This is a genomic window from Actinopolymorpha sp. B9G3 (assembly GCF_040120725.1).
Taxonomy (GTDB): Bacteria; Actinomycetota; Actinomycetes; order Propionibacteriales; family Actinopolymorphaceae; genus Thermasporomyces.
The window spans coordinates 35,984-61,500 of sequence record NZ_JBEEAB010000015.1 but is presented as its reverse complement, the minus strand read 5'-3'; the positions used below and the strand labels follow the sequence as shown (position 1 = coordinate 61,500).

Below are 25,517 nucleotides of genomic sequence, written 5' to 3'. Positions count from 1 at the left end.
GCCGATGCCTCTCAGCGGCGACCATTAGCATCGAGGGGTGTTGCCGCGTCGGAGGTTGCTGTGCGCGCTGCTGACCGTGCTGGCCAGCCTCGTCAGCGTGCTCGCGGCCGCGACCCCGGCCACGGCCGACGGGGAGCCCCGACTCCGCGTAACCGTCGACTCACAGACCCCCTATGCCACGTCCGCCACCAAGGAGATCCGGGTCTCCGGGCGGGTCACCAACACCGGTGACGTCCCGCTGTCGACCGTCAACGCGATGCTGTGGCTCGATGAGACCCCTCTCACTACCCGTGATCAGCTCGCGACGGCGGCGGCCGAACGTCCCGGCGAACGCCTCGGCGTACGCCTGGACGAGCCGTGGGAGCTCGTCGACGAGGTGGCTACGACGCTGCCACCGCGGGCGACGAGAAAGTTCGAGGTCGCCGTCCCCACTGACGAGCTGCAGCTCGACGAGTCCGGCGTTTATGTCGTCGGCGTCGACATCCGGGCGCTCCCACCGGACACCTCCGAGCGGGAGACCTGGCGGGCCCGGTCGTTCCTTCCGTTCATCGAGAAGGGCACCACGATGACGCCGGTGGAGGTGTCGTTCCTGCTGCCGATCAACGGCCGCCCCGGCCTGGTCGCCGGTGAGGAGATCAGCACGCCACCCCGGACGAGTCCTTCACGGAGCACCACCACACCGGACGGCCTGCCGAACCTCAAGGAGTTCGGACCGAACGGCCGGTTGAGCCGCCTTCTCGAGCTCGGTTCGGCCCATGACCTGACCTTCGTCGTCGACCCGGCGCTCCTGGCCGAGGCCGAACGCATGGCCGACGGTTACACGACCTCCAACGGCAGGGAGGTCAAAGCCAGTGAGACCGCCGACATCCGCCGGTGGCTCAACCGCGCCCGTGGAGTGCTGGACGCCGGTCACACCCTGATGCTGCCGTACGCGGATCCCGACCTGCCCGCACTCGAGCGTCACCGGTTCACCGAACGTTCCGGCCAGGCGGTCAACGCGGCCAAGCAGACGGTCAAGGACTATCGCGCGAGCGGCACCCTCGCCTGGCCGGGCGACGGTTACGCCGATGCCGGCACACTGGAGATGATCGCCGCGAGTGGGGCCAAGACCGTGCTCCTGTCGAAGCACGCGATGCCGGACCTGCCGCGCGACGGATCGAGCCCGGTGGCGTCCCTCGCGACCCCGGAGGGCGCACTCACCGCACTGGTGGTCGACCCGGCCCTCACAGCCGGTGGTGGTCCGGCGGTCAAGTCCTCGGTGGTCAACGTCCAGCAACGGTTCCTCAGCGAGACCGCGCTCCTTGCCATGCAGGAGGTCGACCCTGACGCCGTGGCCGCGGGGAGTGCCGCCTCCTCGGGACCCGCCGGGCCGCCCGGCACCGGCGCCGCCCCCGCGGCTCCCGGGAGTCCTCAGGACCCGCAGCGCCGCGTCGTCGCGGTGTTCCCCCGCGGGTGGAACCCCGGCGCGGCCGGTTCCCACCTGTTCTCGACCGTCGACTCCACGTCCTGGCTCCGCCCGGTATCGGCGGCGGCCTTGCTGTCCCAGCCGCCGACGGCGTACGGCGGTCCGCTCGCCAGGTCTGGTGCCGACGAACGTGCCGAGCTGAGTCCTTCCGTCCTCAGCCAGCTCCGGGAGCTCGACGCGACCACCGACACCGTCCTCGACCTGCTCGCCGATCCCAAGGAGTCCCGCGCGCGCGTCGACCTCGCGTTCCTGCGCGGCACCTCGATGGCCTGGCGGCAGGAGCCAGAGCAGGCCGCCGAGCTGATCGACGCGATCGACGCCGACCTACGGGAAACGATCACCGACGTGTCGGTGATCCCACCACCTCTGGTGACCTTGTCCAGTCGTACCGGCCGGTTCCCGGTCACCATCGAGAACAAGGGCGACAGCCCGGTCCAGGTCCAGCTCGACGTCCGGTCCACCAGCCCTGACCGGCTCAAGGTCGCCCCGATCGAGCCGGTACGCGTCGACCCGAACCGCAAAGTCACCGTCCGCGTCGACGCCGAGACCTCCGGCGGCGCGCGGTCGGTCCTGATGCAGGTGGGTCTGACCACGACGGCAGGAACGGAGTTCGGGGCCACCGAATCGTTCCCGGTCAACATCCGGGGTTACGGCCAGGTCGGCTGGGTGATCATCTGCGCGGGCCTCGGACTGCTGCTGCTCGGCGCGAGTACCCGGATCTTCCGCCGGGTCCGCGCGGTGGTCACCCGCCGACACGATGCCGACGAGGGTCCAGGCGAGGGTCGAGGCGAGGTCGGCGAGAACGGGGACGAGGAAGGGACGGAGCAGCCGCCCCCCGCCCCGCAGGGCGTTGCGTCATTGCCGGACCTCGAGCTTCCCGACGGCGCGTCGAACGGCCAGATCAGGCTGAACGCGGCACACCAGGACCGGAACCACACCACCGGAGCGGAGCACAGCACCGGAGCGGAGCACCTCGCCGACGCCGGCACTGGCGCCGACAACGGCATCGGCACAGGCACTGGCACTGGCCTCGACGCGAGCCGTGGTGCCGACGACGACCGTGACCCGGCCGCCCACCACGGCGTGCGCGCGGGCTCGGAGTCCAACGGCACCGACCCCGACCACGACAGGACGAGAGCGCCGCGGTGAGCGAGGAAACTGTGGCCCCGGCGGACGCGCCGGCCCGCCAGTCGAGTCTGCTTCGCGCCAGCGCCGTCATGGCACTCGGCACCATCGTCTCCCGGCTGACCGGTTTCGTCCGCAGCCTGGTCCTGGTCTGGGCGCTCGGCACCGCGCTGTTCGCCGACACGTTCAACCTCGCGAACGCCCTGCCCAACTCGCTCTACATCCTGGTCGCGGGCGGCGCGCTCAACGCGGTCTTCGTACCCCAGTTGGTCCGCGCGATGAAGAACGACCCGGACGGCGGCCAGGCGTTCGGTCAGCGGCTGCTCACTCTCACCGCGATCGTGCTCGCCGGCATGAGCGTGGTGGCGGTGCTCTTCGCGCCCGCACTTGTCAGCGTCTACGCGAGCGACGACCTGCTGGAGCAGGCCAACCGGCCGTACTTCACCCTCGCCGTCACCTTCGCGTGGTACTGCCTGCCGCAGATCTTCTTCTACGGCCTCTACATCATTTTCGGCCAGATCCTCAACGCCCGTCGACGATTCGGCCCGATGATGTGGTCGCCGATCCTCAACAACCTGATCGCGATCGCGGTCTTCGGCACATTCATCGTCGTCTCCGACGCCGACTCGCCGCAGTCGATCGACGGCGGCGACATCGCGTTGCTCGGCCTCGGTTCGACACTGGGGATCGCGCTGCAGGCGCTGTGTCTCGTTCCCGTCCTCAGGAAGGCCGGGTTCCGGCTCCGTCCTCGCTTCGACTTCCGTGGCGGCGGCGTCGGCAGGTCGGGCAAGCTCGCCGCCTGGACGATCGGGTACGTCCTCATCAACCAGCTGTGGTTCGTCACCGCGACGCGACTCACGACCGGCGTCGGTGCCGAAGCGCTGACCGTTTACGGCGCCGAGCAGGGCTACGGCCTGACGCCGTACCTCAACGCGTACCTCATCCTGATGCTGCCGCACGCCGTGATCACCGTGTCGATCGTGGCGGCCCTGCTTCCCCGGATGAGCCTGGCGGCCGCCGAGAACGATCCGGCGCAGGTGCGTTCGGACCTCTCCCACGGGCTGCGGCTCACGGCCGTCGCCATCATCCCGGCGGCGGTCGCGTTCCTCGCGCTCGGTCCTGACATGACGGTGGCCCTGTTCATGCACGGCCAGGTCGACGAGGCGAGTGCACGGTTCATGGGGTACGTCCTCATGGGCTTCGCGCTCGGCCTGATCGGCTTCTCCAGCCAGCACATCATGCTGCGTGGCTTCTATGCGTACGAGGACACCCGGACGCCGGTCTTCATCCAGATCCTCGTGGTGGCGGCGAGCGCGGCGTGTGCGATCACCGCGTACGCCGTCCTTCCAGTGCAGTGGAAGACGGTCGGCATCGCCGTGTCGTACGGCGTCGGCTACTGGCTCGGCTTCTTCGCCAGTATCGCGGTTCTCCGGCGGCGGATCGGCGGGGCTGACGGCCGTCGCCTGCTGAGTACGTACGCCCGGGCGGGTGCCGCGGCACTGCTCTCGGGGCTGGGGGCGTACGGTGTGGGCCGGCTGGTGTCAGGCGCCCTGGACGGTGGCGCGATCGGGGCGGCGACTGCGGTGCTGGCCGGTGGCACCGTCCTGGCAGGGGGCTATCTTCTGCTGGCACAGGTGTTCCGGGTCCGTGAGATCGCCGAACTCGTCGCGCTGGTCCGTGGTCGCCTCGGCCGTGGCTCTGCCTGAGCCGGCGGCCGTCCCCGGCGGGCGCAGCGGTCCCGGCGGGCGCAGCGGTCACCAGCCGGGGCCCTGTCAGAATCTGCTCCGACACGTCTTTCGTAGGCGGGGTCCGACCGCCGCGAAGGTGCCGGAGAGGTGGAAGTTGCCGTTCCAGCACAAGGACGGCGCTGGCATTAGCATGTAGGCGCAAGCCAACCAAACTGGGGCGCAGCGTCGTCCCCCGGCGGGCAGGAGGGCCGTGCATCCCACTGATGTCGACCCGGGCGTGACGCTCGCTGGCCGCTACCGGGTCGCCGAGCTTCTCGCGGAGACCCCGGGTGATGGCGGCGTGGCCCAGACCTGGCGCGCGGTCGACGAAGTCCTCTCACGTTCGGTAGTGCTGCATGTGCTGGCTGCCGACGACCCCCGTGCCGACCAGCTGCTCGACGCGTCCCGCAAGGCCGCCACGGCTTCGGACGTCCGGTTCCTCCGAGTCCTCGACGCGCTCCGTGACGATGGCGTCGCCTACGTCGTCCGCGAGTGGGTGGCCGGTCGCAGTCTCGGCACCGTCCTGGCGGACGGCCCACTGCCGCCCCACCAGGCCGGGCTGCTGGTCCGCGAGGTCGCGGAGGCGATGGCGCGGGCCCATGACCAGGGCCTGACTCACGAACGCCTCGACCCGGACAGCATCGTCGTCACCGACTCCGGTTCGCTCAAGATCGTGGGTCTTGCGACACAGGCGGCCCTCACCTCCAACGGTGGCGGCGGCGGCGGAGAGGATGAGCCGGGCCGGCTCGACTCCCTCGGCCTCGGTCGGCTTCTCTACGCCGGCCTCACCGCCCGCTGGCCGACCGGTCCACGGTCCGGGCTCAGTGCGGCGCCGAGGGCGGCCGACGGCTCGCTCCTGTCGCCACGGCAGTGCCGGGCCGGCGTCCCCCGTCCACTGGATGAGATCACCGAACGCATCCTCGTCGAGCATCCACGCAGTGGCTCGCCGTTGCAGACGGCGCGGGAGATCGCCACCGCCCTGACCGAGGTCGTCGGCGTGACTCCGATCGAAGGACTGCTACCTCCTGCCGGGGCGTCGGGTGCCGATGCACTCGGTGGAGCGATGGAGCCGCGGCGGTCCCGCTACGCCGACGAGCCGACCCAGGTGGGTGGGCGACCGGTCGACCTCGATCCAGGCGTCCCCAACGGTGCCGTGGCGATGGAGGGCGGCGAGAGCACAGGCGCTTTGCCTGCCGACCGCGGCGGCCCAGCGGGCTACGGCGGTCCCGCTGGATACGGCGGTCGTCGAGACGACGACGCCCACACCGCGTACCGGCCTTCGGGCGCCTACGCGCCCATCCGCCAACATCACGGTTACGCACCCGCCCCACGCCCGGTCAACCCGCGCTGGCGGCGCCTCGCCGGCGTCTTCGTCGGGATCGTCCTGCTCGCCGGCACGGGGCTGCTCGGCTGGCAGCTGATGAGCCAGGCGTTCGGTCCCAGCGACCCAGGCCCGACGTCGACGCCTGGTTCGACGCCGTCCGATGCCAAGTCGCCCGCCAACGTCAAGATTCAGGTCGTTGCCGCGAAGGACTTCGACCCGCCGCCTGGCGGCAACGGCGAGGAGCATCCCGAGGAGATCTCCAACGCCTATGACGGCGACCCGGGAACCTCGTGGACCACGATGTCCTACTTCGACGACCCTCTCACCACGTACAAGCCCGGCGTCGGCATCTGGTTCGACCTCGGCAAGGCCCAGGATCTCACCTCCGTACGCCTCACCCTCGTTCCCGGCGGCACCGACCTCCAACTCCTGGCTGCGCCCAAGGACGCCAGCGGCCCGCCCGCGACCGTGGACGGATGGGACCCCGTGGCGTCGACCAAAGGTGCCGACCGCCAGGTCACGTTGAAGCCCAAGAACGAGGTCAGCACGCGGTACGTACTCGTCTGGATGACACGGCTCCCGCCCGACGGCGGGGAATATCGCGGCGGCATTGCGGAGATCGTCGTCCGCCGATGACCTCGAGCACCCCGAGCCGTCTCCTCGAGGGCAACGACGTGCCCACGGACAAGGAACTGATCGCCCGCCACGTTGCCGGTGACCCCGATGCTTTCGCCGACCTGTTCCGCCGGCATCGCGATCGGCTCTGGGCGGTGGCGCTGCGAACCCTCGGCGATCCGGAGGAGGCCGCCGACGCCCTCCAGGACGCCCTGGTGTCGGCATTCCGCAACGCCGGTCAGTTCCGGGGTGAGTCTGCCGTCACGACCTGGCTGCACCGGGTGGTCGTCAACGCCTGCCTCGACCGGGTACGCCGTCGCGCCGTCCGCGCCGCGGATCCGCTCCCCGAGGACGACCGGGCGGCTGAGCTCGCGGCCGTACGCCCGCCGGATCCCGCCGAACAGCAGGAGCTCCGGATCGACATCATGAGCGCTCTCGACAGCCTGAACGCCGATCAGCGGGCGGCGATCGTGTTGGTCGACATGGAGGGCTACTCCGTCGACGAGGCGGCCTCGATGCTCGACTGCGCGCCGGGCACGATCAAGAGCCGCTGCGCCCGTGGGCGTGCCCGGCTGGTCCCCCTTCTCCTCCATCTGCGGGATGGGCGGGGGCAACGGGACCAGGATCCGGGTTCTTCCGGGAACCCGACCGCGTCATCTGACGTCCAAGGCGTGCCTGGGCCGGGACAGCTACCGGATCCGGGTTGGCCGACGGCTCCCGGAGGACGCCGCCGGCGGACGACGGACCGACACGCAGGGGAGGCGAGGTGACGGTGGGTCCCCATATCCGCAACGACCTCCTCGCCGACTTCCTCGAAGGTCTGCTGACCGATCATGAGGCGGCGCAGGTGCATGCTCACCTGCGGGCCTGCGGATCCTGCCAGGCGGTCGCCGACAGCCTGGGCGAGCTTCGCCTGCTGCTCCACGACGCCGGCACCCGGCCCGCCCCGATGCCCGTTGTCGTCAGTGACCGGCTGGAAGCGGTGATCAGCGCCGAGGCCGCCGCACGGGGTGCGGAGGCTTCAGGAGCCTACGAGCCCGGCTACGTTTCCGACACCGCCACTCCCTCGGGAACCAGCCTCGGACGGGTCAGGCGCATGTCGCGTCCTGGAGCCCGCAGAGCCGAACGAAAGAATCCACGCTGGGTGCCAGCGCTCGCCGCGGCCGCCGGTGTGGCAGCGCTCGCCTTGGGCGGCGGTGCCGTCTACTCCGCCCTCAGTGGCGCCGGAACGCCCACGGCGCAGGAGCCGGGTCCGTCGTCGAGCACTCCGGCACGGAAGGGCGACACCACGGTCGGTTTCCGGGCGGGGACAAAGGCGACACTCTCCGCCGGTAGCTTCGCCGACCAGATAGACGGCCTGCTGGAACGTCGGCGGGCGCCCTCGCCCACGCCGAGCAAGTCGTTCCAGGTCAACAACGATCCCCGCATCGCGCCGCCCGGCGGCGGGACGGACCGCTGCGTCAAGGAGCTGCTCGAGACCGAGAACGCCGGCAAGCTCCTCGCCACGATGCCGGCACAGCTCGACGGCAAGCCGGTCACCCTCGCCCTCACCGAGACCGGCAAGCCCGGAGTCGTCCGTGCGTACGCCATCGCCTGCGGTATGAACGCCAACATTGTCCGTTCCGCGAACATCGCCCCCCGCTGACGAGGGCTCCAAGGTCCCGCCTCGTAGCCACCCGTGGCGCCCTCCCCGTCACGGAATGTCGGGCACCTAGGATCGGTTACCGCAGTGACATCGCTCGAGATTGCCCCGACGAATGCGAGGATCGGTCCGTGACTGACGTCCGCAATGTCATCATCATCGGATCCGGCCCGGCCGGTTACACCGCGGCCCTCTATGCCGGACGTGCCCGGCTCAACCCCCTCGTCTTCGAAGGCTCGGTCGAAGCCGGCGGCGCGCTGATGAACACGACCGACGTGGAGAACTACCCCGGCTTCCCCGACGGGATCATGGGACCCGACATGATGGACGCCTTCCGCAAGCAGGCGGAGCGTTTCGACGCGGAGCTCATCCCCGACGACGTCCAGCGGGTCGATCTCACCGGCGACATCAAGGTGGTCGTCGACAGCTCCGGCACCGAGCACCGCGCGCGGGCAGTCATCCTGGCGATGGGCTCCCGCTACCGCAAGCTCGACATCCCCGGTGAGGACCTGCTGTCCGGCCACGGCGTCTCGTGGTGTGCGACCTGCGACGGGTTCTTCTTCCGCGACCAGGACATCGCGGTGGTCGGCGGCGGCGACTCGGCGATGGAAGAGGCGTTGTTCCTCACGAAGTTCGCCAAGTCCGTCACCGTGATCCACCGGCGCGACGAGCTGCGCGCCAGCAAGATCATGCAGGACCGCGCCTTCGCCAACGACAAGATTTCGTTCGTGTGGAACTCCACCGTGAGCGAGGTCCTCGGCAAGGAGAAGGTCGAGGGCGTACGCCTGACCAACCTGCGTACCGGCGAGGAGTCCACCCTCCCGGTCACGGGACTCTTCGAGGCGATCGGCCACGACCCGCGCAGCGACCTCGTACGCGGCCAGGTGGATCTCGACGACGAGGGCTACGTCAAGGTCGACGCACCGACCACCCGCACCAACCTGCTGGGCGTCTTTGCCGCAGGCGACCTGGTCGACCACACCTACCGTCAGGCGATCACGGCGGCGGGTACGGGTTGCGCCGCGTCGCTGGATGCCGAGCGGTTCCTTGCCGCGCTGGAGGACGTCCCGGAAGTCTCCGCCGCGCAGACCACAGCGCCCACCATGGGGGCGGGATGAAGAAGGCCGTCCTCGGTGTTGTGCTGAGTACGTAAGCGGAGAGGAGAAGCCCGTGGGCGCGATCAAGCCCGTGACCGATCTCGAGTTCGCCACCACTGTCTTGCAGAGCGACAAGCCGGTGGTCGTCGACTTCTGGGCGGAATGGTGTGGTCCGTGCCGGCAGGTCGCGCCGGTTCTCGAGGAACTGGCGACCGAATATGCCGACAAGATCACCTTCGTCAAGCTGAATGTCGACGAAAACCCCCAGACGCCGTTGGAGTACCGCGTCACCGGCATTCCGACGATCAACGTCTATGTCGGCGGCGAAGTCGTGAAGTCGTTGGTAGGCGCTCGGCCAAAGGCGGCGATCAAGGCGGAACTCGCCACCCTCGTCGCAGCCTGAGCACCAACAGCACCTGACCAACCCGCCTGCTGCTCAGCCGCACACCCCAGCCGACGAGCCCGGGCCACCCGCATGGGTGAGCCCGGGCTCGGCATTTCCGTACAGTCTTCTGGGCTTCGCGGCGGCGCGGGGCGAGCGTGGGGAGGTGGCCCAGCTAGCATGGCGTGGGTGATCCGGAAGACCACGACCGGATCTCCGTGCAACGCGACGTCGTTCGGAGGCGCCCATGGCCGAGCATCGATACGGGCTGGGCAACCGCGGTCCCGCGGTGGCTGAGATCCGCTCCAAGCTCACCCAACTGGGCCTGCTGGCCGCCACCCCCGACCAGGATCTCGACCCGGGCGCCGCCGTCTTCGACGAGAGCGTCGACCGGGCCGTACGCCAGTTCCAGCAGCAGCGCGGCCTCACTGCCCACGGGGTGGTCGATGCCGAGACCTATCGCGTGCTCGACGAGGCCCGCTGGCGCCTGGGTGACCGGTTGATGTCCTTCCAGGCCGGGCACCTGCAGATCGGCGACGACGTGGCGACCCTGCAGCAGCGGCTGCTGGAGCTGGGATTCGGCGTCGACCGGGTCGACGGGGTCTACGGTCCATCCACCGAACGTGCCGTCAAGGAGTTCCAACGCAGCGTTGGGGCGCCGCCCGACGGCACCTGCGGCCCCGCGACGTTCAAGGCCCTGGCGCGCCTCTCCCCGATCGTGACCGGCGGACGCGCCGACGCCCTGCGCGAGTCCGAACGCATCCACCGGGCCGGCCCGCAACTCCCAGGCAAGGTCGTCGTCATCGACCCGGGCCACGGCGGTGTCGACCGCGGCTGCTTCTCCCACGGCCTGTCCGAAGCGGAGATCGCATTCGACCTGGCATCCCGGATCGAGGGTCGGCTCGCCGCCACCGGCGTACGGGTCTTCCTCACCCGCGGTCGCGACACCAGCCCTGACGAGGCGGAGCGGGCCAGGTTCGCCAACGAGACCCGCGGCGACCTGGTGGTCTCCCTCCACGTCGACGAGCACCCCAGTCCGGAGGCGGGCGGCGTCGCGACGTACTACTACGGCACGGTGGGCGACGACGACATGCGGTCGACGCTCGGCGAGCGGTTCGCCGGCCTGGTGCAGCGGGAAGTGGTTGCCCGTACGGACCTTCGGGACTGCCGTACGCATGCCAAGACCTGGGATCTGCTCCGCTACACGAAGATGCCGGCCGTGCGCATCGAGCTCGGCTACGTCACCAACGCAGGCGACGCACTCCGGTTGTCCGATCCGGGATTCCGCGACGTCGTCGCCGAGGCCATCGTCGTCGCCGTCCAGCGGGTCTACCTCCCACCGGACATGGACTCACCGACCGGGGTTCTCCAACTCGGCCAGCTCATCCGCTGATCGAGGACACGCCCCCGCCGCGCACCCCTGCACCCTCACCAGGTCACCTGGCCAGCCTTGCCGTTCCGTAGGACAATTCGTTCGCCGTCCGGTATCTCTTTCTCCCGTCGTCGTGCATCGTTTCGCCGCTCGCGGGAGGTTCCTCGACATGAAGTCTTGGCGCACCATCGCGGTCACTGTCGCCGCCACATCGCTCCTGCTCGCCGGACCTGCGTCCGCGGCACCACAGGTCGACGCCGGGCACGGGCGCAAGGCCTTCGACCTGCAGGCGCATCGGGGCGGCCTCGGCCTCGTGGTCGAGAGCACCCTTCCCGCGTTTGCCCACGCACTCGAACTCGGTGTCAGCACCCTCGAGCTCGACATCCAGATCACCGAGGACGGCGAGGCCGTCGTCACCCATGACCGGCGGATCAGCGACCGCAAGTGCCAGGACACGGCGCCGGTGGTGGCGGGCGACCCGGAGTTTCCGTACGTCGGCAAGTACATCAACACGCTCACCCTCGCCCAGGTCAGGACGCTCGACTGCGGGACGCTGACGCTGCCGGAGTTTCCCGGTCAGCAGGCGTTCCCCGGCGAGCGCATGCCGCGCCTTCGGGAGGTGTTCGCGCTCGTCCACCGGTACAGGGCATACGGTGTGACGCTCAACATCGAGACCAAGGTCGAGGCCGGGGCACCCAGCGAGACGGCTCCGCGGGAGCAGTTCGTCCAGGTGGCGGTGAAGGAGATCCGGCGGGCCCGAATGCTCGGCCAGGTGACGATCCAGAGCTTCGACTGGGGCGCCCTCATGCGGATGCGTGAGGTCGAACCCCGGCTACCGATCGTCGCCCTGACCAACCGGGACTTCCTGCAGACCGGGCAGGCCGGAGCGTCACCGTGGCTCGGCGGTCTCGACATCGACGACTTCGGCGGTGACCCGCTGGCGGCGATCGCGTCGTTCGGTGCGGACGCCTTCTCGCCGGTCCACGGCTTCCCTCAGAACGGCAAGGTCACCGACCCTGGCTACGAGCCGTACGTCACCGCCGACATGGTCGCGGCCGCCCATGCACGTGGGATCCAGGTGATCCCCTGGACCGTCGACGACGAACCGACCATGAACAAACTCATCGACGACGGTGTCGACGGGATCATCACCGACTACCCCGACCGGCTGCGGTCGGTGATGACAGAGCGAGGGTTCCGGCTGCCCCGCGCGTACGCTCCCCCACGGGAGAACTGAACATCAACTCCGGACCGGACGGAACGCACCTTCGGGTGTCATCGAGCCGAGGAGCTTCTCCAACGCCGCCTCGACATCTTCCTTCCAGGTAAGGGCATTGCGGAGTTCGAGCCGGAGCCGGGGATAGCGGTGGTGCGGGCGTACCGTCTTGAAGCCCACGGACAGCAGGTAGTCCGCCGGGACGACGCACGACGGCTTGCGCCACTTCGCGTCACCGAAGGCCTCGATCGCGCGGATTCCACGCTTGACCAGGTCCTTGGCAAGGCCCTGGACCAGCATGCGTCCCAGGCCGGCACCCGCGAACTCCGGTATGACGTAGGCCGTCATCAACAAAACGGCGTCCCCGCTCACCGGAGAGGTGGGAAAGGCGACCGAACGCGGGACGTACGTCGGTGGTGCGTACACAACGAATCCGGCCGGCGTCCCGTCGACGTAGCAGACCTTGCCGCAGGAGCCCCATTCGAGGAGTACGGCGGAGATCCACGCCTCCTTCTCGAGGGCTGGATCACCGGCCTCCTCGGCCCGACGGCGCGCCACCGGGTCCAATTCCCAGAAGACACAACGACGACATGGCCGCGGCAGATCGTCGAGGTTGTCCAGAGTGATGTTGGCAAGGCGGCGCATCGTACTCATATCGCGTATGTGGTGCCGAAGGGTGCTATTCCCGATAGTTACTGACCGGGTTGGACGGCGGTGTGATCGTCAGACGGCGTGGGCGCGAAATATCCACCCGCATAGTTCGTCACGAGAGGTTCCGGATGCTTCGGCCGACGACGGAGCAGACCCGTTGCAAAGCCGGCCAGAACGCCGGCACCTATTCCGCACAGAATCCAGGACACGATCCGCATGACAACCCTTCCAGCGAGCACCCACTCCCCAAGGGGACGCCTCATGAGGCATCGTAGTAGCTGGGTGGCCCGCCTGGTGACAACGGCTGGGCCGCTCTCGAACGGAGAGGAGCCGTATCCCCATGGAGGAGAGCCCGGATCGTCAACCCTTGCACCGTGAGACGCGTTTCGACGCCGACGTCGCACGGTACGCATCCCGAGCTCGCGGCATGGTCGCCTCCGAGATCCGCGCACTCTTCTCCGTCGCCAACCGGCCCGAGGTGGTGTCGCTCGCGGGCGGTTCGCCCAATATTTCCGGACTGCCCCTCGACGTCGTGAGCTCCCTGATCGGGGACCTGGTCCTGCATCGGGGCACCACGGCTCTGCAGTACTGCACCGCGCAGGGCGACCAGACCCTGCGGGAGCAGATCACCGACGTGATGCGGCTCGTCGGCATCGAGGGGTCGGCCGACGACGTGGTGGTGACCGTTGGGAGCCAGCAGGCACTCGACCTGGTCACGCGGATCTTCTGCGATCCGGGCGACGTGGTGATCTGCGAGGCGCCCAGCTATGTGGGGGCGCTCGGGGTGTTCGCGTCGTACGAATGCGACGTCGTCCACGTCGCCATGGACGACGACGGGCTGATCCCCGAGCACCTCGATGCCGCTCTCCGCAGCGTGGCGGCCAGCGGACGGCGCGCCAAGTTCCTCTACACGATCCCGAGCTACCACAACCCGGCCGGTGTCTCCCTCAGTGCCGAACGCCGGGCTGCTGTGCTGGAGATCTGCCACCGGTACGACGTCCTGGTGGTGGAGGACGATCCGTACGGCCTGCTCGGGTTCGACGGTGAGCCCTACCGCGCGCTCCGCGCGGACGACCCGGGACGTGTGGTCTACCTCGGGTCGTTCTCCAAGACGTTCTCCCCCGGGCTCCGGGTGGGGTGGGCGCTCGCGCCACATGCCATCAGGGACAAGCTGATCCTCGCCCAGGAGTCGGCGACGCTGTGCCCGCCGGCGTTCAACCAGATGGCCGTGTCGACCTATCTCGCCAACCATGACTGGCACGGCCAGATCAAGGCGTTCCGCGAGATGTACCGCGAACGCCGGGACGCCATGCTCGAGGCACTCGCCGACCTGATGCCGGCCACGACGACGTGGACCACGCCCAAGGGCGGGTTCTTCGTCTGGGTGACACTGCCAGACGGCATCGACGCCAAGGCCATGTCACCACGTGCTGTAACCGCTCGCGTCGCCTACGTACCCGGCACGGCGTTCTACGCCGACGGGTTCGGCAGCCAGTGCATGCGCCTGTCGTATTGTTTCCCGCCACCTGATCGGATCCGGGAAGGGATCCGTAGGCTCGCCGCCGTCGTCGAACATGAGATGGAACTTCGGGAGACCTTCGGACCGCTTCATCTGGGTAGAGGTCAAGGTGTCGAGTTTCCCGGGCCAGATCTGCGATGAGTGGCCGGCGACCCGGGTGGAAGTGAAGGGGCAACAGATGAGCGATCTCGGACGGGTCCAGGTGTTGGCCGGCGGACTCTCCCATGAGAGAGACGTGTCCCTGCGGTCCGGGCGGCGGGTGAGTGAGGCGCTGCGGGCGGTCGGCGTCGAGGTCGAGGAACGCGACGCCGATGCAGGCCTCATCTCCGCACTGGAGAACGATCCACCTTCGGCGGTCTTCCCGCTCCTGCATGGCGCCGCCGGCGAGGACGGTGCGTTGCGGGAGGTCCTCGACCTGCTCGACGTGCCGTACGTCGGATCCACGGCGGTCGCGTGCCGAGCGGCGTTCGAGAAGCCGGTGGCGAAGACGATCGTGGCCGCCGCCGGTGTGCGGACTCCGCCGTCGGTCGTTCTCCCGCACGACACCTTCCGGGAACTCGGCGCACAGACGGTCCTCGAACGCATCGCCGACCGGCTCGGTCTGCCGTTGGTCGTGAAGCCGTCCCGCGGCGGATCCGCGCTGGGCTGCACGGTGGTCCACACGATCGCGGACCTTCCGGCGGCCATGGTGAGCTGCTTCGCCTACGGCGAGGTGGCGCTGCTCGAACGCCACGTGGCTGGCACCGAGGTCAGCGTGGCCGTGATCGATGTCGGCGACGGACCTCGCGCCCTGCCTGGTGTGGAGATCGTTCCCGACAGTGGGATCTACGACTACGCGTCGCGCTACAACGCCGGCGCGACGGAGTTCGTCGCTCCTGCCCGGCTCCCCGATTCGGCGGCCGACGCCTGCGAGGAAGCCGCGCTCGCCGCGCATCGGGCGCTGGGGTTGCGCGACCTGTCGCGTACCGACCTGATCGTGGACTCCGCGGGGGTCCCGTGGTTCCTCGAGGTCAACGTCGCGCCTGGGATGACCGAGACCTCACTCGTGCCGCTCGCCATCGAGTCGGCCGGTCGGGATCTCGGGGTGCTCTGCCGCGACCTGCTCCAGGCCGCCGCCCAGCGGTCCGAGATTCGACGTTCCTGACGATCGGTCACCCGACGCCGGTCGACCCTCCCGGGTCGGTCGGTCGCGGACCGGCGGGGACCAGGGCGGCTCCGGCTAGCGTCAGGCGCCGCGCGGATCCATCAGGTCGACGATCCGCTCGAGGTCCTCGAGCGACGCGAACTCCAGCGTGATCTTGCCCTTCTGACGACCCAGATCGACCTTCACCCGGGTGTCGAAACGGTCGGTGAGCCGGGCCTCCAGATCGCCGAGCCGAGGGGCGACCGGCTTCGGTGAACGGGCGGCCTTGCTCTTGCGTTCCTTTCCGCCGGCGCTCACCGTGACGATCTCTTCGAGCGCCCGGACCGAGAGTCCTTCCGCGACGACTCGGTGCGCAAGCTTCTCCTGCGCCTCCTCTTCGGCGACGGACAACAGCGCTCGCGCGTGACCAGCCGAGAGGATCCCGGCCGCCACTCGGCGCTGCACCGCTGGTGGCAGCTTGAGCAGTCGGAGCGTGTTCGTGATCTGAGGGCGCGACCGTCCGATCCGCTGGGCGAGTTCGTCGTGGGTGCAGCCGAAGTCGTCGAGCAGCTGCCCGTAGGCCGCCGCCTCCTCCAGCGGGTTGAGCTGCGCGCGGTGCAGGTTCTCCAGCAGCGCGTCACGCAACATGTTCTCGTCGCCGGTGTCGCGCACGATCGCCGGGATGACGTCGAGGCCCGCCTGCTGCGTGGCGCGCCAGCGCCGTTCGCCCATGACGAGCTCGTAGCGCTCATCCCCCAGCCGGCGTACGACGACGGGCTGGAGAAGGCCGATCTCCTTGATCGAGTGAACCAGCTCAGCCATCGCCTCCTCGTCGAAGACCTGGCGCGGCTGGCGCGGGTTGGGCGAGATCGCGTCGATGGGCAGTTCGGCGAAGTGTGCACCCTGAACCAGTGCCGGCTCGTCGGGAGCAGACGGGGAGGGGTGGTCGACATCCACCGCCGCACGATGCGCCGGTTCAGCGCCGCGCTCCGGCGGGGCCACCTCGCTGGCGGGTGGAGCGGACTGGATCAGGGCGCCGAGTCCACGCCCCAAGCCACGTCGAACCGTCATCTGAGATCCCCTCGATCGACTCCAGTCGCGGTCGCCGAGCCTAGTACTTCCTGCCGAACGACGTCGGGTGCCGCGATCGAACGGTTGGCGCCGGCCGCGGCTGGTGCCGCCGGATCGCGGAGCGCGAGCTCGCGCGCCGCCTCGAGATAGGACAGAGCTCCCGGCGAACCGGCATCCCATGTCATGACCGTTTGCCCGAAGCTCGGCGCCTCCGAGATTCGTACGGACCGAGGGATCGCGCTGCGGAGCACTGTGTGGCCAAGGCTTTCCCGAGCGTTCTCCGCCACCTGGGCCGAGAGCCGCGTGCGGGCGTCGTACATCGTGAGGATGACTGTCGTCACCTGCAGGGAACGGTTGAGCTCGCGGACGAGGTTGACGATGCGGAAGAGCGTCTCGACGCCTTCGAGTGCGTAGTACTCGCACTGGATCGGGACCAGCACCTCCCTGCCGGCAACCAAGGCGTTCATGGTCAGGAGGCCGAGTGAGGGCGGGCAGTCGATCAGGACGTAGTCGTACCGCTCGCCCGCGGCCGCCTGCTCGTCGAGGTACGCATCGAGGAACTTCTTGAGCCGGGCCTCTCGTGCGACGACACTCGCGAGTTCGAGCTCGGCACCGGAGAGGTCGATCGTGGCAGGGACACCGAACAGCGTCGGGAAGCGATGAACCGGATAGACGAAGTTCCGCATCGGTTCACCCTCGACGATCACGTCGTAGATGTTCGGTACACCTTCGGTGTGGTCGATGCCGAGGGCGGTCGACGCATTGCCCTGGGGGTCAAGATCGACGACGAGGACACGTGCACCGGAACCAGCCAGGGCGGCTGCGAGATTGACGGCGGTCGTGGTCTTGCCGACGCCGCCCTTCTGGTTCGCCACCACGAAGACCCGGGTCTGCACCGGGCGGGGAAGGGTGGGACTGAAGACGACGGGCACATTGGACTGGAGTCCGGCCGTTGGCGGTGGTTCGGCATCTTCGGGTGTTTCACGTGAAACGGTCGCTGCCGCGGCATTGGTGGCGCCCAGATCGGCCGGCTCCTCGGTGGACATCTCGACCGTTGACGACACCTGTGGAATCGCATCGAGGTCCGCGGACAACGCCGACGTTCCAGGGGTGCCACCCTCGCGCCCTTCGTCCTCCACTACCGCAGTGGAGGTCGACCTGGCCGACCCTTCGCCGGTGCCGACCTCCGCCGACCAACCGAGTCCGGCGGGTCCTTCGACCGGCCAGCCCAGTCCACCCACGGCCTGACGACGAGGTCGAGTCTCTTCGGCATCCTGTTCCTCGGTAGTCGACGGCCAGTCGAGCGGCCATCCAAGTCCAGTGGTCACGTGAACCTCCGTCACACTCAGCCTCCCCACCAAGCCGAAGCTCGGGGGCGACGGCCACTTCGACACTTGCTACCGCCGACGGCGGTTGGCCCCAGCGGAACGTGCGATGAGCCGGACGATGGTCGTCGGTGGCGACACGATGCCTTCACCGACCTTCTCGACCGACCAGGTCGCCACCCCCCACCGCGGGAGCTCGGGCGCTGCTTCACGAAGCTCTTCTTCGGCCCGCTCACCCTTCACCGCCCACAATGAACCACCGGGCCGACAAAGCCGTATCGCGACACGAGCAAGCCGGCCCAACGGCGCCACGGCGCGCGCGGTCACGACGTCATAGCGTCCCTCATGTTCCTCGGCGCGCGCGCGTACGACACAGGCATTTGCCACACCAAGTTCAGCGACGGCTTCGAGAAGGAAGTCTGCCCGACGTAACAACGGATCGAGAAGGGTGACGGAGACGTCAGGGCGAGCAAGTGCGATGACGAGCCCCGGGAGTCCGGCTCCGGTACCGACGTCGCACAGCGATGCATCCGCGGGGACGAGCGGAGCGAGTACACCACAGTTCAACAGGTGCCGGTCCCACAACCGCGGCACCTCCCTGGGCCCGAGCAGCCCGCGTTCGACCCCCGCGCTGGCCAGCAGTGCGGCGTAGCGCTCGACACGCTCGAGATGTTCACCGAAGACCTGTCTTGCGACCAACGGCGGGGAAGGAACGTCTACCGTCGTCCCGGTTTCACGTGAAACACCCTCAGGCTCACGCCGGCTGGATGACCACCCGTCGTTCGGGCTCTTCGCCCTCCGACTCACTCGTCAGTCCCTTCGCAGCCACCGTGTCGTGGACGATCTTTCGTTCGAACGGTGTCATGGGCTCCAGTCGCGCCGGTTCACCACTCGCGATGACCTCAGCCACGATCTTTTCAGTGAGAGCGATGAGGTCACTGCGTCGCTGTGCCCGGTATCCGGCGACGTCCAACATCAACCGGCTCCGCTCGCCGGTCTCCCTGTAAACGGCCAGTCGGGTCAGCTCCTGGAGCGCCTCGAGGACCTCGCCGTCCCGACCCACCAGGTGCTGCAGGTCACCTCCGACCACGGCTACCATCGCTCGACTTCCTTCGACGTCCAGGTCGATGTCGCCGTCCACGTCGGCGATGTCGAGCAACTCCTCGAGATAGTCAGCCGCCACGTCCCCCTCGCGCTCGAGGCGCGCCACGTCCTCCGGCGACGGGTCGGCGGAGTCTTGGCGGGCCGCCGCCCCCGCCTCCTCGGCGTCGACCGCCTGGCCTTCACCGCCGTCGTTGTCGTCCTCGACGAACGAGGTAGCGCGATCACCCACGACTTACTCCTTCATTCCCCGCGCCCTCGATCGGACGCCAACAGCCAGGTTCGTTCGCCCCGACGACACACAGCCGGGTCGAGAGTCTCAACGGCTCTTACGCTTGCTCCGCGGCAACCGCTGCGGCTGCACTCGCTTGACGGTGGGCGCCGGTGTCGCCGCCTCACCGTTGTCCGTGACAGTCGGCGTCGCGCCGTTCGGCGTCTCCTTCGTCCCCGGAATCAATGCGGCCAGGCCACTCCGTGCGCCCTTCCCGCCCTTCCGCTTCTGGTACGCCTCGAACGCCGGGCTCCCCGGTGCGGGGTTGCGGCGGATCACCCAGAACTGCTGGCCCATCGTCCACACGTTGGTCGTGAACCAGTAGATGAGGACACCGATCGGGAAGTTGACACCGCCGACCGCGAAGACAACCGGCAGCACATACAGAAGGATCTTCTGCTGCTGCGCGAACTGACCCGTCAACGCCTCGGGCGGCATGTTCTTGCGCATCAACTGCCGCTGGGTCGTGAAGGTCGTCGCCGTCATCAGCAGGATCAGGACGACCGTGACGATCTGGACGTTCAGGCTGTCGGCGCCGATGAACTTGTCCGAGATCTTGGCGCCGAACAGGGTCGCGTCGCTCAGCGAGTTGACCAGTTCCTGGTTCAACCCGCGACCGCGCACGATCTTGTGCGCCGCGCCATCCAGCACCCGGAAGAGCGCGATGAAGATCGGTGACTGCAACAGGATCGGCATACACGAGGAGAACGGGTTGGTCCCGCTCTCCTTGTAGAGCTTCATGAGCTCCTGGCCCATCCGCTCCCGGTCGCCGCCGTACTTCTTCTGCAGCTCCTTCACCTTCGGCTGGATCAGGGCCATGTTCCGACTCGCCCGGATCTGCCGTACGAACAACGGGATCAGGACGATCCGGATGACCACCACGAGGCCGACGATGGACAGCGCCCACGTGAAGCCCGAGTCAGGTCCGAGGATCGGGGCGAAGAGAGAGTGGAACGCCCACATGATCCACGACACGACGTCGTAGAGGGGCGACAGGATCTTGTCGTACCAGGCCACGCTTTATGCACCTCTGGTGTGGGTTGGCGCGCCCACACCGGCGCGCGTTCGGGCGGGCGGAACGGGGTCATATCCGCCAGGGGTCCATGGGTGACACCGCACCAGCCGACGGGCGGCGAGCCAGCTGCCGCGTACGGCCCCGTGGGTCTCGACGGACTCGAGGGCGTACGCGGAACAAGACGGGTGGTAGCGACACACCTGGCCATACAACGGGCTCACCACCAGGCGATAGCCCTTCAGCAGCATCACAAGGATCGTTTTCACCGCGCACTCTCCACCGCGAGGTATCGCGGCCGTGCAAGCGCCTCTTCGAGCGCCGCGTCGATCTCCTGACCCAGCCGCTCCGACGTCGCCTCCGCTGCCGACGGTAACGCGCGGACCACCAGCAAGGTTCCGGCGGGGAGGCCGGTGAGCCGCTCACGCATGAGGTGACGCAGCCGCCGGCGCACCGTGTTGCGGACGACCGCGTTGCCCACGGAGCGACTCACGACGAACCCGATCCGTGCGGGTTCGTCGCGGCGGCTGAGTACCAGGTGGACGACCAGCCTCGACCGGGACGCGCGCCGGCCACGACGAACCGCCGTCGCGAAGTCGACCGAACGACGCATCCGGTGAATGGCCGGCACCACGACATCGCACTCGACCTGGGCGAGACCGCGTGGCGCCTCAGACCGCGAGGCGCTGGCGCCCCTTGCGCCGCCGGGCGGAAAGGATCGCGCGACCCGCCCGGGTCCGCATGCGGAGGCGAAAGCCGTGCGTCTTGTGACGTCGCCGGTTGTTGGGCTGGAACGTACGCTTCACAGGAATTCTCCCGATCAGAAATCATGAGGACGCGGGCACCGACGCCTCGACGTCACCGTCCACCCGCGGCTGCGTTGTCGCGTCCTGCACCCGACGACCTCAAGTCGGCCCCCTGGACCGACTCCGCCTGAGGCGCAGTGTTGCGACTGTCCGTGAGCATACGGCGATCGCCGAGAGAACGGCATCGTGACCGACTTACGGTACGGGCCGGCCGGTCGCCCGGTCAAACTGCCCCACCAGATCAGGTGGACCAAAACCGCACATCATTCGGATGGCGCCGTGGCGTGTCGACGCGACACGCTGACAGGACGCCAGTCCGCACGGCGATTTCGAGGGTACGACCCCGCTCCCGCCTTGAACGCCACCTTGTGAGCTTGTTACCGTCCTGCCCTTCTAGTGTCATCCACAACCTCTTTGCACAGGTTGTGGAACAATCTGTGGACGTCAGCCGGCCGCCCCGCGGCGCTCACCGTGAGCCACCAACGTGGCTCATGGACGCCGTAGCAGAGCCATGTCGCAGGCGCACGGGGAGTCAGGACATCGCCTGAGTAGAACGGGAGTAGCGCAGTGGTCGCGGAGTCTGACGCGTTGACCGCCACCTGGCGACAGGTGCGGGACAGCCTCGACCAGGACCTGCAGGCCACTCACCGGGTGTGGCTGGCACAGTGCAGGCCGGTCACGTTGCACGGCAACACGGCCATCGTCGCCGTCCGCGACGACTTCACCCGTACTCAGCTCGAGACCAAGCTGCGCCCCCGGCTCGAGGACGCACTGTCCTCCGCCCTGGGCGAGTCGGTCCGCCTCGCCATCACCGTCGAACCGTCCCTCTCACTCGACGACCTCGACCATGCCGACGAGACCGACAGGGCCGAGTCGAGTGACGATGCGTCGCGCCAGTCCTACTCCACGTCATCGGCCGATCCTGCACCGCTTCCCGATCAAGACGAGGCGGACAGCCACCACCGGTCCGGGCTCGCGGTCGCGTCCAAGGGCACCGATGCGTTCACGCTCTCCTCGGCACCACCGGGCCAACCGGTGCGCTCCGACACCGAGCCGCCGCGGCTGAACCCGAAGTACATGTTCGACACGTTCGTCATCGGCTCGTCCAACCGCTTCGCGCACGCGGCGGCGGTCGCGGTCTCCGAGGCGCCCGGCAAGGCGTACAACCCGCTGTTGATCTACGGCGACTCAGGGCTCGGCAAGACCCACCTGCTGCACGCGATCGGTCACTACGTACGCAATCTGTACGCGAACGCGCGGATCCGGTACGTGTCGAGCGAGGAGTTCACCAACGACTTCATCAACTCGATTCGCGATGACAAGGCCGCGACGTTCCAGCGCCGCTACCGCGATGTCGACGTACTCCTCGTCGACGACATCCAGTTCCTGGAGAACAAGGAGCGGACGCAGGAAGAGTTCTTCCATACGTTCAACGCCCTTCACAACGCCAACAAGCAGATCGTGATCTCCTCCGACCGGCCACCGAAGCGGCTGGAGACGCTGGAGGACCGGCTGCGCAACCGGTTCGAGTGGGGGCTGATCACCGACATCCAGCCGCCCGACCTCGAGACGAGGATCGCGATCCTCCGGAAGAAGGCCGCGCAGGAACGCCTGACCGCCCCGCCGGAGGTGCTGGAGTTCATCGCGAGCAAGATCCAGACCAACATCCGCGAACTCGAGGGCGCACTGATCCGCGTCACGGCGTTCGCGAGCCTCAACCGGCAGGCCGTCGACATCGCCCTGGCCGAGATCGTGCTCAAGGACCTGATCCCGACCGGTGGCGAGCCGGAGATCACCGCCGGACAGATCATGGCCCAGACCTCGTCGTACTTCGGGCTGTCGCTCGACGACCTCTGCGGGTCGAGCCGGAGCCGCGTCCTCGTCACCGCCCGGCAGATCGCGATGTACCTCTGCCGCGAGCTGACCGACCTCTCTCTCCCCAAGATCGGCCAGCAGTTCGGCGGCCGCGACCACACGACGGTGATGCACGCGGACCGCAAGATCCGCCAGCTCATGGCGGAGCGCCGCAGCGTCTACAACCAGGTCACCGAACTGACCAACCGGATCAAGCAACAGGCCCGGCCATGACGGCCCGCGTCCCCACGTCTACTGCCCACGATCCGTTCCATCGCGCCGTTCAATCCGGCCCAGCGCACCTCCGAACCCGGTCCACACAGGCTGGGGACAACTCTGTGGATCAAGCCCGGGTCGTCGTGGGAAGGACTGTGGACGACGAAGGACGACGCTTCGCCCTCCACCGAGGATTCGGCGCACGCCCCCCTTCGCCCACAGCCGGCGTGGACAACGCCAGACCTACTGACCTGCAAAAACGCCCGTCGTCCACAACATCCACCGCACCTAAGACGATGTCGAGTCTCCTTACGTGAATGACAAAAACACCACAATCCACAACGCGCACCCGGCTCCACCAGGTCGCTTCGCCCCGGTGTACCGTCGTGCTCCCGGCACTCGTTCCATGCCGGCCGCCGTACGTCGAGGAGGCGATGAGCGGTGAAGTTCCGCGTAGACCGTGACGTCCTCGCCGATGCTGTGGCGTGGGTGGCGCGCAGCCTCCCCACCCGACCCTCCCTGCCCGTCCTCGCCGGCATGCTCGTCGACGCCCGCGACGGCGAGATCCTGCTCTCCGGCTTCGACTACGAGACCTCGGCCCGGGTGTCCGTACCCGCCGACGTCGAGGTCGAGGGCGTGGTGCTCGTCTCCGGCCGACTGCTCGCCGACATCAGCCGGAGCCTGCCTGCCCAGCCCGTCGAGCTGACCGCGGAGGGCGGCAAGGTCGTCGTGACCTGCCGCAGCGCGAGGTTCACCGTCCAGACCCTCCCGGTCGAGGACTACCCCGCACTTCCGGAGATGCCGACCGCTTCGGGCACCGTCAAGGGCGACGTGTTCGCCAACGCGGTCTCCCAGGTCGCGGTGGCCGCTGGGCGCGACGACATGCTGCCGGTCCTCACCGGCGTACGCATCGAGATCGAAGGCGCGGCGGTCACCCTCGCGGCCACCGACCGCTACCGGTTGGCGGTCCGGGAGTTCAGCTGGACGCCCGAGCAGCCCGACCTCTCGGCGACCGCTCTCGTCCCAGCCCGCGTGCTGGCCGACACGGCGAAGGCGTTCGCGAGCGGCTCCGACGTGACGATCGCTCTCGCGAGTCCCGGCACCGGTGCCGGCGAAGGCCTCGTCGGGTTCGCCGGGACCAGCGGTGGGTCGATGCGGCGGACGACCACCCGACTCCTGGACGGCGAGTTCCCGAAGTACCGCACCCTGTTCCCACCCGAGCAGCAGACGGTCGCCAGGGTCGAGACCGGCCCTCTCGTCGAGTCACTCAAGCGGGTCGCCCTGGTAGCCGAACGCAACACCCCCATCCGGCTCACCCTCGGCGACGGGATGGCCACCCTCGAGGCCGGCAGCAGCGACGAGGCGCAGGCGTCGGAATCGATCGAGGCCGGCATCGACGGCGAGGCGCTGACAATCGGGTTCAACCCGCAGTACCTCCTCGACGGGCTTGGTGCGATCGAGTCGCCGGTGGCGCAGTTCGCGTTCACCCAACCGACCCGGCCCGCCGTCCTCACCGGACTCACGGCCATCGACGCCGAACCCAACCTCGACTACCGCTACCTCCTCATGCCGGTGCGCCTGCAGGGCTGATCGCGGAGCCGCACCTACGCCCGGGGAAGGACCGCTTCGTCATGGACATCGGCCTCGTCGGACTCGGCAAGATGGGCGCCAACATGCGCGAGCGGTTGCGCGCCAAGGGCCAGACCGTCGTCGGTTTCGACCCGCACACCGACACCTCGGACGCAGACAGCCTCTCCGACCTCGTCCAGCGCCTTCCGTCGCCGCGGGTGGTCTGGGTGATGGTGCCCGCGGGTGCGCCGACGCGGCAGGTGATCGCCGACCTTGCCGAGCTGCTCGGCCCGGGCGACGTCGTGGTGGACGGCGGCAACTCGCGGTGGACCGACGATGACGACAGCGCCCGGCTGCTCGGTGGGCGCGGCATCGGCTTCGTGGACTGCGGGGTCTCGGGCGGAGTCTGGGGTCGTACGAACGGCTACGCCCTCATGTGCGGAGGCGACGCCGAGAACGTCGCGAAGGTCCAGCCAGCGTTCGACGCGCTCAAGCCCGACGGCGAGTTCGGTTTCGTCCATGCCGGCCGGGTCGGAGCCGGGCACTTCGCGAAGATGGTCCACAACGGGATCGAGTACGCCATCATGCAGGCCTACGCCGAAGGTTACGAGCTGCTCGAGGCCACCGAGATCGTCGACAACGTCTGCGATGTGTTCCGGTCGTGGCGCGAAGGCACCGTCATCCGGTCGTGGCTGCTCGACCTGCTCGTCGCGGCGCTGGAGAAGGACGACGGTCTGACCGCGATCAAGGGGTACGCCGAGGACTCGGGCGAAGGCCGCTGGACGGTCGAAGCCGCGATCCAGAACGCCGTCCCGATGCCCGCCATCGCGGCCGCCCTCTTCGCTCGGTTCGCGTCCCGGCAGGACGACTCGCCTGCCATGAAGGCGATCGCGGCGATGCGCAACCAGTTCGGGGGACATGCGGTCCTCCCGGACTCGAGTGCCGCGCGGCCGGATACCGAAGCACCCTGACCGATGGCGACTTCCCTGGCAGAGACCTGGATCCCCTGTCCGTGGGCGAGATCCCGTGTCCGT

Annotated in this window: 23 protein-coding genes; 14 read left to right on the top strand and 9 right to left on the bottom strand. The window is 68.6% G+C overall.

The features are described from left to right. The first annotated feature begins 37 nt into the window (after positions 1–37). From ABNF93_RS23735 to ABNF93_RS23695, 9 genes are all read left to right on the top strand, one after another. Positions 38–2,614 carry a DUF6049 family protein gene (locus ABNF93_RS23735; protein WP_349330360.1) on the top strand — a complete coding sequence of 859 codons (2,577 nt, stop codon included), beginning with the start codon at positions 38–40 and terminating at the stop codon, positions 2,612–2,614. Next, positions 2,611–4,296 carry a murein biosynthesis integral membrane protein MurJ gene (gene murJ / locus ABNF93_RS23730; protein WP_349330359.1) on the top strand — a complete coding sequence of 562 codons (1,686 nt, stop codon included), beginning with the start codon at positions 2,611–2,613 and terminating at the stop codon, positions 4,294–4,296. Before ABNF93_RS23735 ends, murJ begins: the two co-directional genes overlap by 4 nt. A gap of 232 nt (positions 4,297–4,528) precedes the next feature. After that, positions 4,529–6,277, top strand: a complete 1,749-nt coding sequence (locus ABNF93_RS23725) for a protein kinase family protein (protein ID WP_349330358.1) — start codon at positions 4,529–4,531, stop codon at positions 6,275–6,277. Then, a complete protein-coding gene (gene sigM / locus ABNF93_RS23720) occupies positions 6,274–7,026 on the top strand; it encodes an RNA polymerase sigma factor SigM (protein WP_349330357.1) in 753 nt (250 codons plus the stop codon). The genes ABNF93_RS23725 and sigM overlap by 4 nt, the downstream gene beginning before the upstream one ends. Then, entirely contained in the window at positions 7,023–7,901 is an 879-nt protein-coding gene (locus ABNF93_RS23715; RefSeq protein ID WP_349330356.1) for an anti-sigma factor family protein, read from the top strand. The genes sigM and ABNF93_RS23715 overlap by 4 nt, the downstream gene beginning before the upstream one ends. Before the next feature lie 128 nt (positions 7,902–8,029). Next, the gene (gene trxB, locus ABNF93_RS23710) at positions 8,030–9,016 is read left to right on the top strand and encodes a thioredoxin-disulfide reductase (RefSeq protein ID WP_349330355.1); all 987 of its coding nucleotides are present in this window, start codon (positions 8,030–8,032) and stop codon (positions 9,014–9,016) included. 52 nt (positions 9,017–9,068) lie between these two features. Then, positions 9,069–9,398: a thioredoxin gene (gene trxA / locus ABNF93_RS23705; RefSeq protein ID WP_349330354.1), complete on the top strand. Its 330-nt coding sequence runs from the start codon at positions 9,069–9,071 to the stop codon at positions 9,396–9,398. Positions 9,399–9,624: 226 nt separating this feature from the next. Next, on the top strand, positions 9,625–10,770 hold the full coding sequence (locus ABNF93_RS23700) for an N-acetylmuramoyl-L-alanine amidase (protein WP_349330353.1): 1,146 nt from the start codon (positions 9,625–9,627) through the stop codon (positions 10,768–10,770). Positions 10,771–10,918: 148 nt separating this feature from the next. Further along, positions 10,919–11,986, top strand: coding sequence for a glycerophosphodiester phosphodiesterase family protein (locus tag ABNF93_RS23695; RefSeq protein WP_349330352.1), 1,068 nt, complete (start codon positions 10,919–10,921; stop codon positions 11,984–11,986). Between the two features lie 3 nt (positions 11,987–11,989). Here ABNF93_RS23695 and ABNF93_RS23690 read toward each other — a convergent pair whose 3' ends face one another. Further along, positions 11,990–12,619, bottom strand: a complete 630-nt coding sequence (locus ABNF93_RS23690) for a GNAT family N-acetyltransferase (RefSeq protein WP_349330351.1) — start codon at positions 12,617–12,619, stop codon at positions 11,990–11,992. Positions 12,620–12,956: 337 nt separating this feature from the next. Here ABNF93_RS23690 and ABNF93_RS23685 point away from each other — a divergent pair, with 337 nt between their 5' ends. Further along, a complete protein-coding gene (locus tag ABNF93_RS23685; RefSeq protein WP_349330350.1) occupies positions 12,957–14,276 on the top strand; it encodes an aminotransferase-like domain-containing protein in 1,320 nt (439 codons plus the stop codon). A 37-nt stretch (positions 14,277–14,313) separates the two neighbouring features. Next, on the top strand, positions 14,314–15,279 hold the full coding sequence (locus ABNF93_RS23680) for a D-alanine--D-alanine ligase family protein (protein ID WP_349330349.1): 966 nt from the start codon (positions 14,314–14,316) through the stop codon (positions 15,277–15,279). 81 nt (positions 15,280–15,360) lie between these two features. Here ABNF93_RS23680 and ABNF93_RS23675 read toward each other — a convergent pair whose 3' ends face one another. From ABNF93_RS23675 to rpmH, 8 genes are all read right to left on the bottom strand, one after another. Further along, entirely contained in the window at positions 15,361–16,329 is a 969-nt protein-coding gene (locus tag ABNF93_RS23675; RefSeq protein ID WP_349330348.1) for a ParB/RepB/Spo0J family partition protein, read from the bottom strand. After that, positions 16,326–17,657: a ParA family protein gene (locus ABNF93_RS23670; RefSeq protein WP_349330347.1), complete on the bottom strand. Its 1,332-nt coding sequence runs from the start codon at positions 17,655–17,657 to the stop codon at positions 16,326–16,328. The genes ABNF93_RS23675 and ABNF93_RS23670 overlap by 4 nt, the downstream gene beginning before the upstream one ends. A 69-nt stretch (positions 17,658–17,726) precedes the next feature. Further along, complete coding sequence (gene rsmG, locus ABNF93_RS23665; RefSeq protein ID WP_349330346.1) at positions 17,727–18,353, bottom strand: 16S rRNA (guanine(527)-N(7))-methyltransferase RsmG; 627 nt, start codon at positions 18,351–18,353, stop codon at positions 17,727–17,729. Positions 18,354–18,408: 55 nt separating this feature from the next. After that, entirely contained in the window at positions 18,409–18,987 is a 579-nt protein-coding gene (locus ABNF93_RS23660; protein WP_502877615.1) for a Jag family protein, read from the bottom strand. An 87-nt stretch (positions 18,988–19,074) separates the two neighbouring features. Next, positions 19,075–20,043, bottom strand: coding sequence for a membrane protein insertase YidC (gene yidC / locus ABNF93_RS23655; protein WP_349330345.1), 969 nt, complete (start codon positions 20,041–20,043; stop codon positions 19,075–19,077). 3 nt (positions 20,044–20,046) lie between these two features. Next, on the bottom strand, positions 20,047–20,292 hold the full coding sequence (yidD, locus tag ABNF93_RS23650) for a membrane protein insertion efficiency factor YidD (RefSeq protein WP_502877621.1): 246 nt from the start codon (positions 20,290–20,292) through the stop codon (positions 20,047–20,049). An 11-nt stretch (positions 20,293–20,303) separates the two neighbouring features. Then, on the bottom strand, positions 20,304–20,651 hold the full coding sequence (rnpA, locus tag ABNF93_RS23645) for a ribonuclease P protein component (protein ID WP_349330343.1): 348 nt from the start codon (positions 20,649–20,651) through the stop codon (positions 20,304–20,306). Between the two features lie 58 nt (positions 20,652–20,709). Then, positions 20,710–20,844: a 50S ribosomal protein L34 gene (rpmH, locus tag ABNF93_RS23640; RefSeq protein ID WP_092883951.1), complete on the bottom strand. Its 135-nt coding sequence runs from the start codon at positions 20,842–20,844 to the stop codon at positions 20,710–20,712. A 567-nt stretch (positions 20,845–21,411) separates the two neighbouring features. Here rpmH and dnaA point away from each other — a divergent pair. From dnaA to gnd, 3 genes are all read left to right on the top strand, one after another. Then, on the top strand, positions 21,412–22,932 hold the full coding sequence (gene dnaA / locus ABNF93_RS23635) for a chromosomal replication initiator protein DnaA (RefSeq protein WP_502877614.1): 1,521 nt from the start codon (positions 21,412–21,414) through the stop codon (positions 22,930–22,932). A gap of 423 nt (positions 22,933–23,355) precedes the next feature. Further along, positions 23,356–24,504, top strand: a complete 1,149-nt coding sequence (gene dnaN / locus ABNF93_RS23630) for a DNA polymerase III subunit beta (protein WP_349330342.1) — start codon at positions 23,356–23,358, stop codon at positions 24,502–24,504. After that, the gene (gnd, locus tag ABNF93_RS23625; protein WP_502877620.1) at positions 24,504–25,454 is read left to right on the top strand and encodes a phosphogluconate dehydrogenase (NAD(+)-dependent, decarboxylating); all 951 of its coding nucleotides are present in this window, start codon (positions 24,504–24,506) and stop codon (positions 25,452–25,454) included. The genes dnaN and gnd overlap by 1 nt, the downstream gene beginning before the upstream one ends. Positions 25,455–25,517 lie beyond the last annotated feature (63 nt).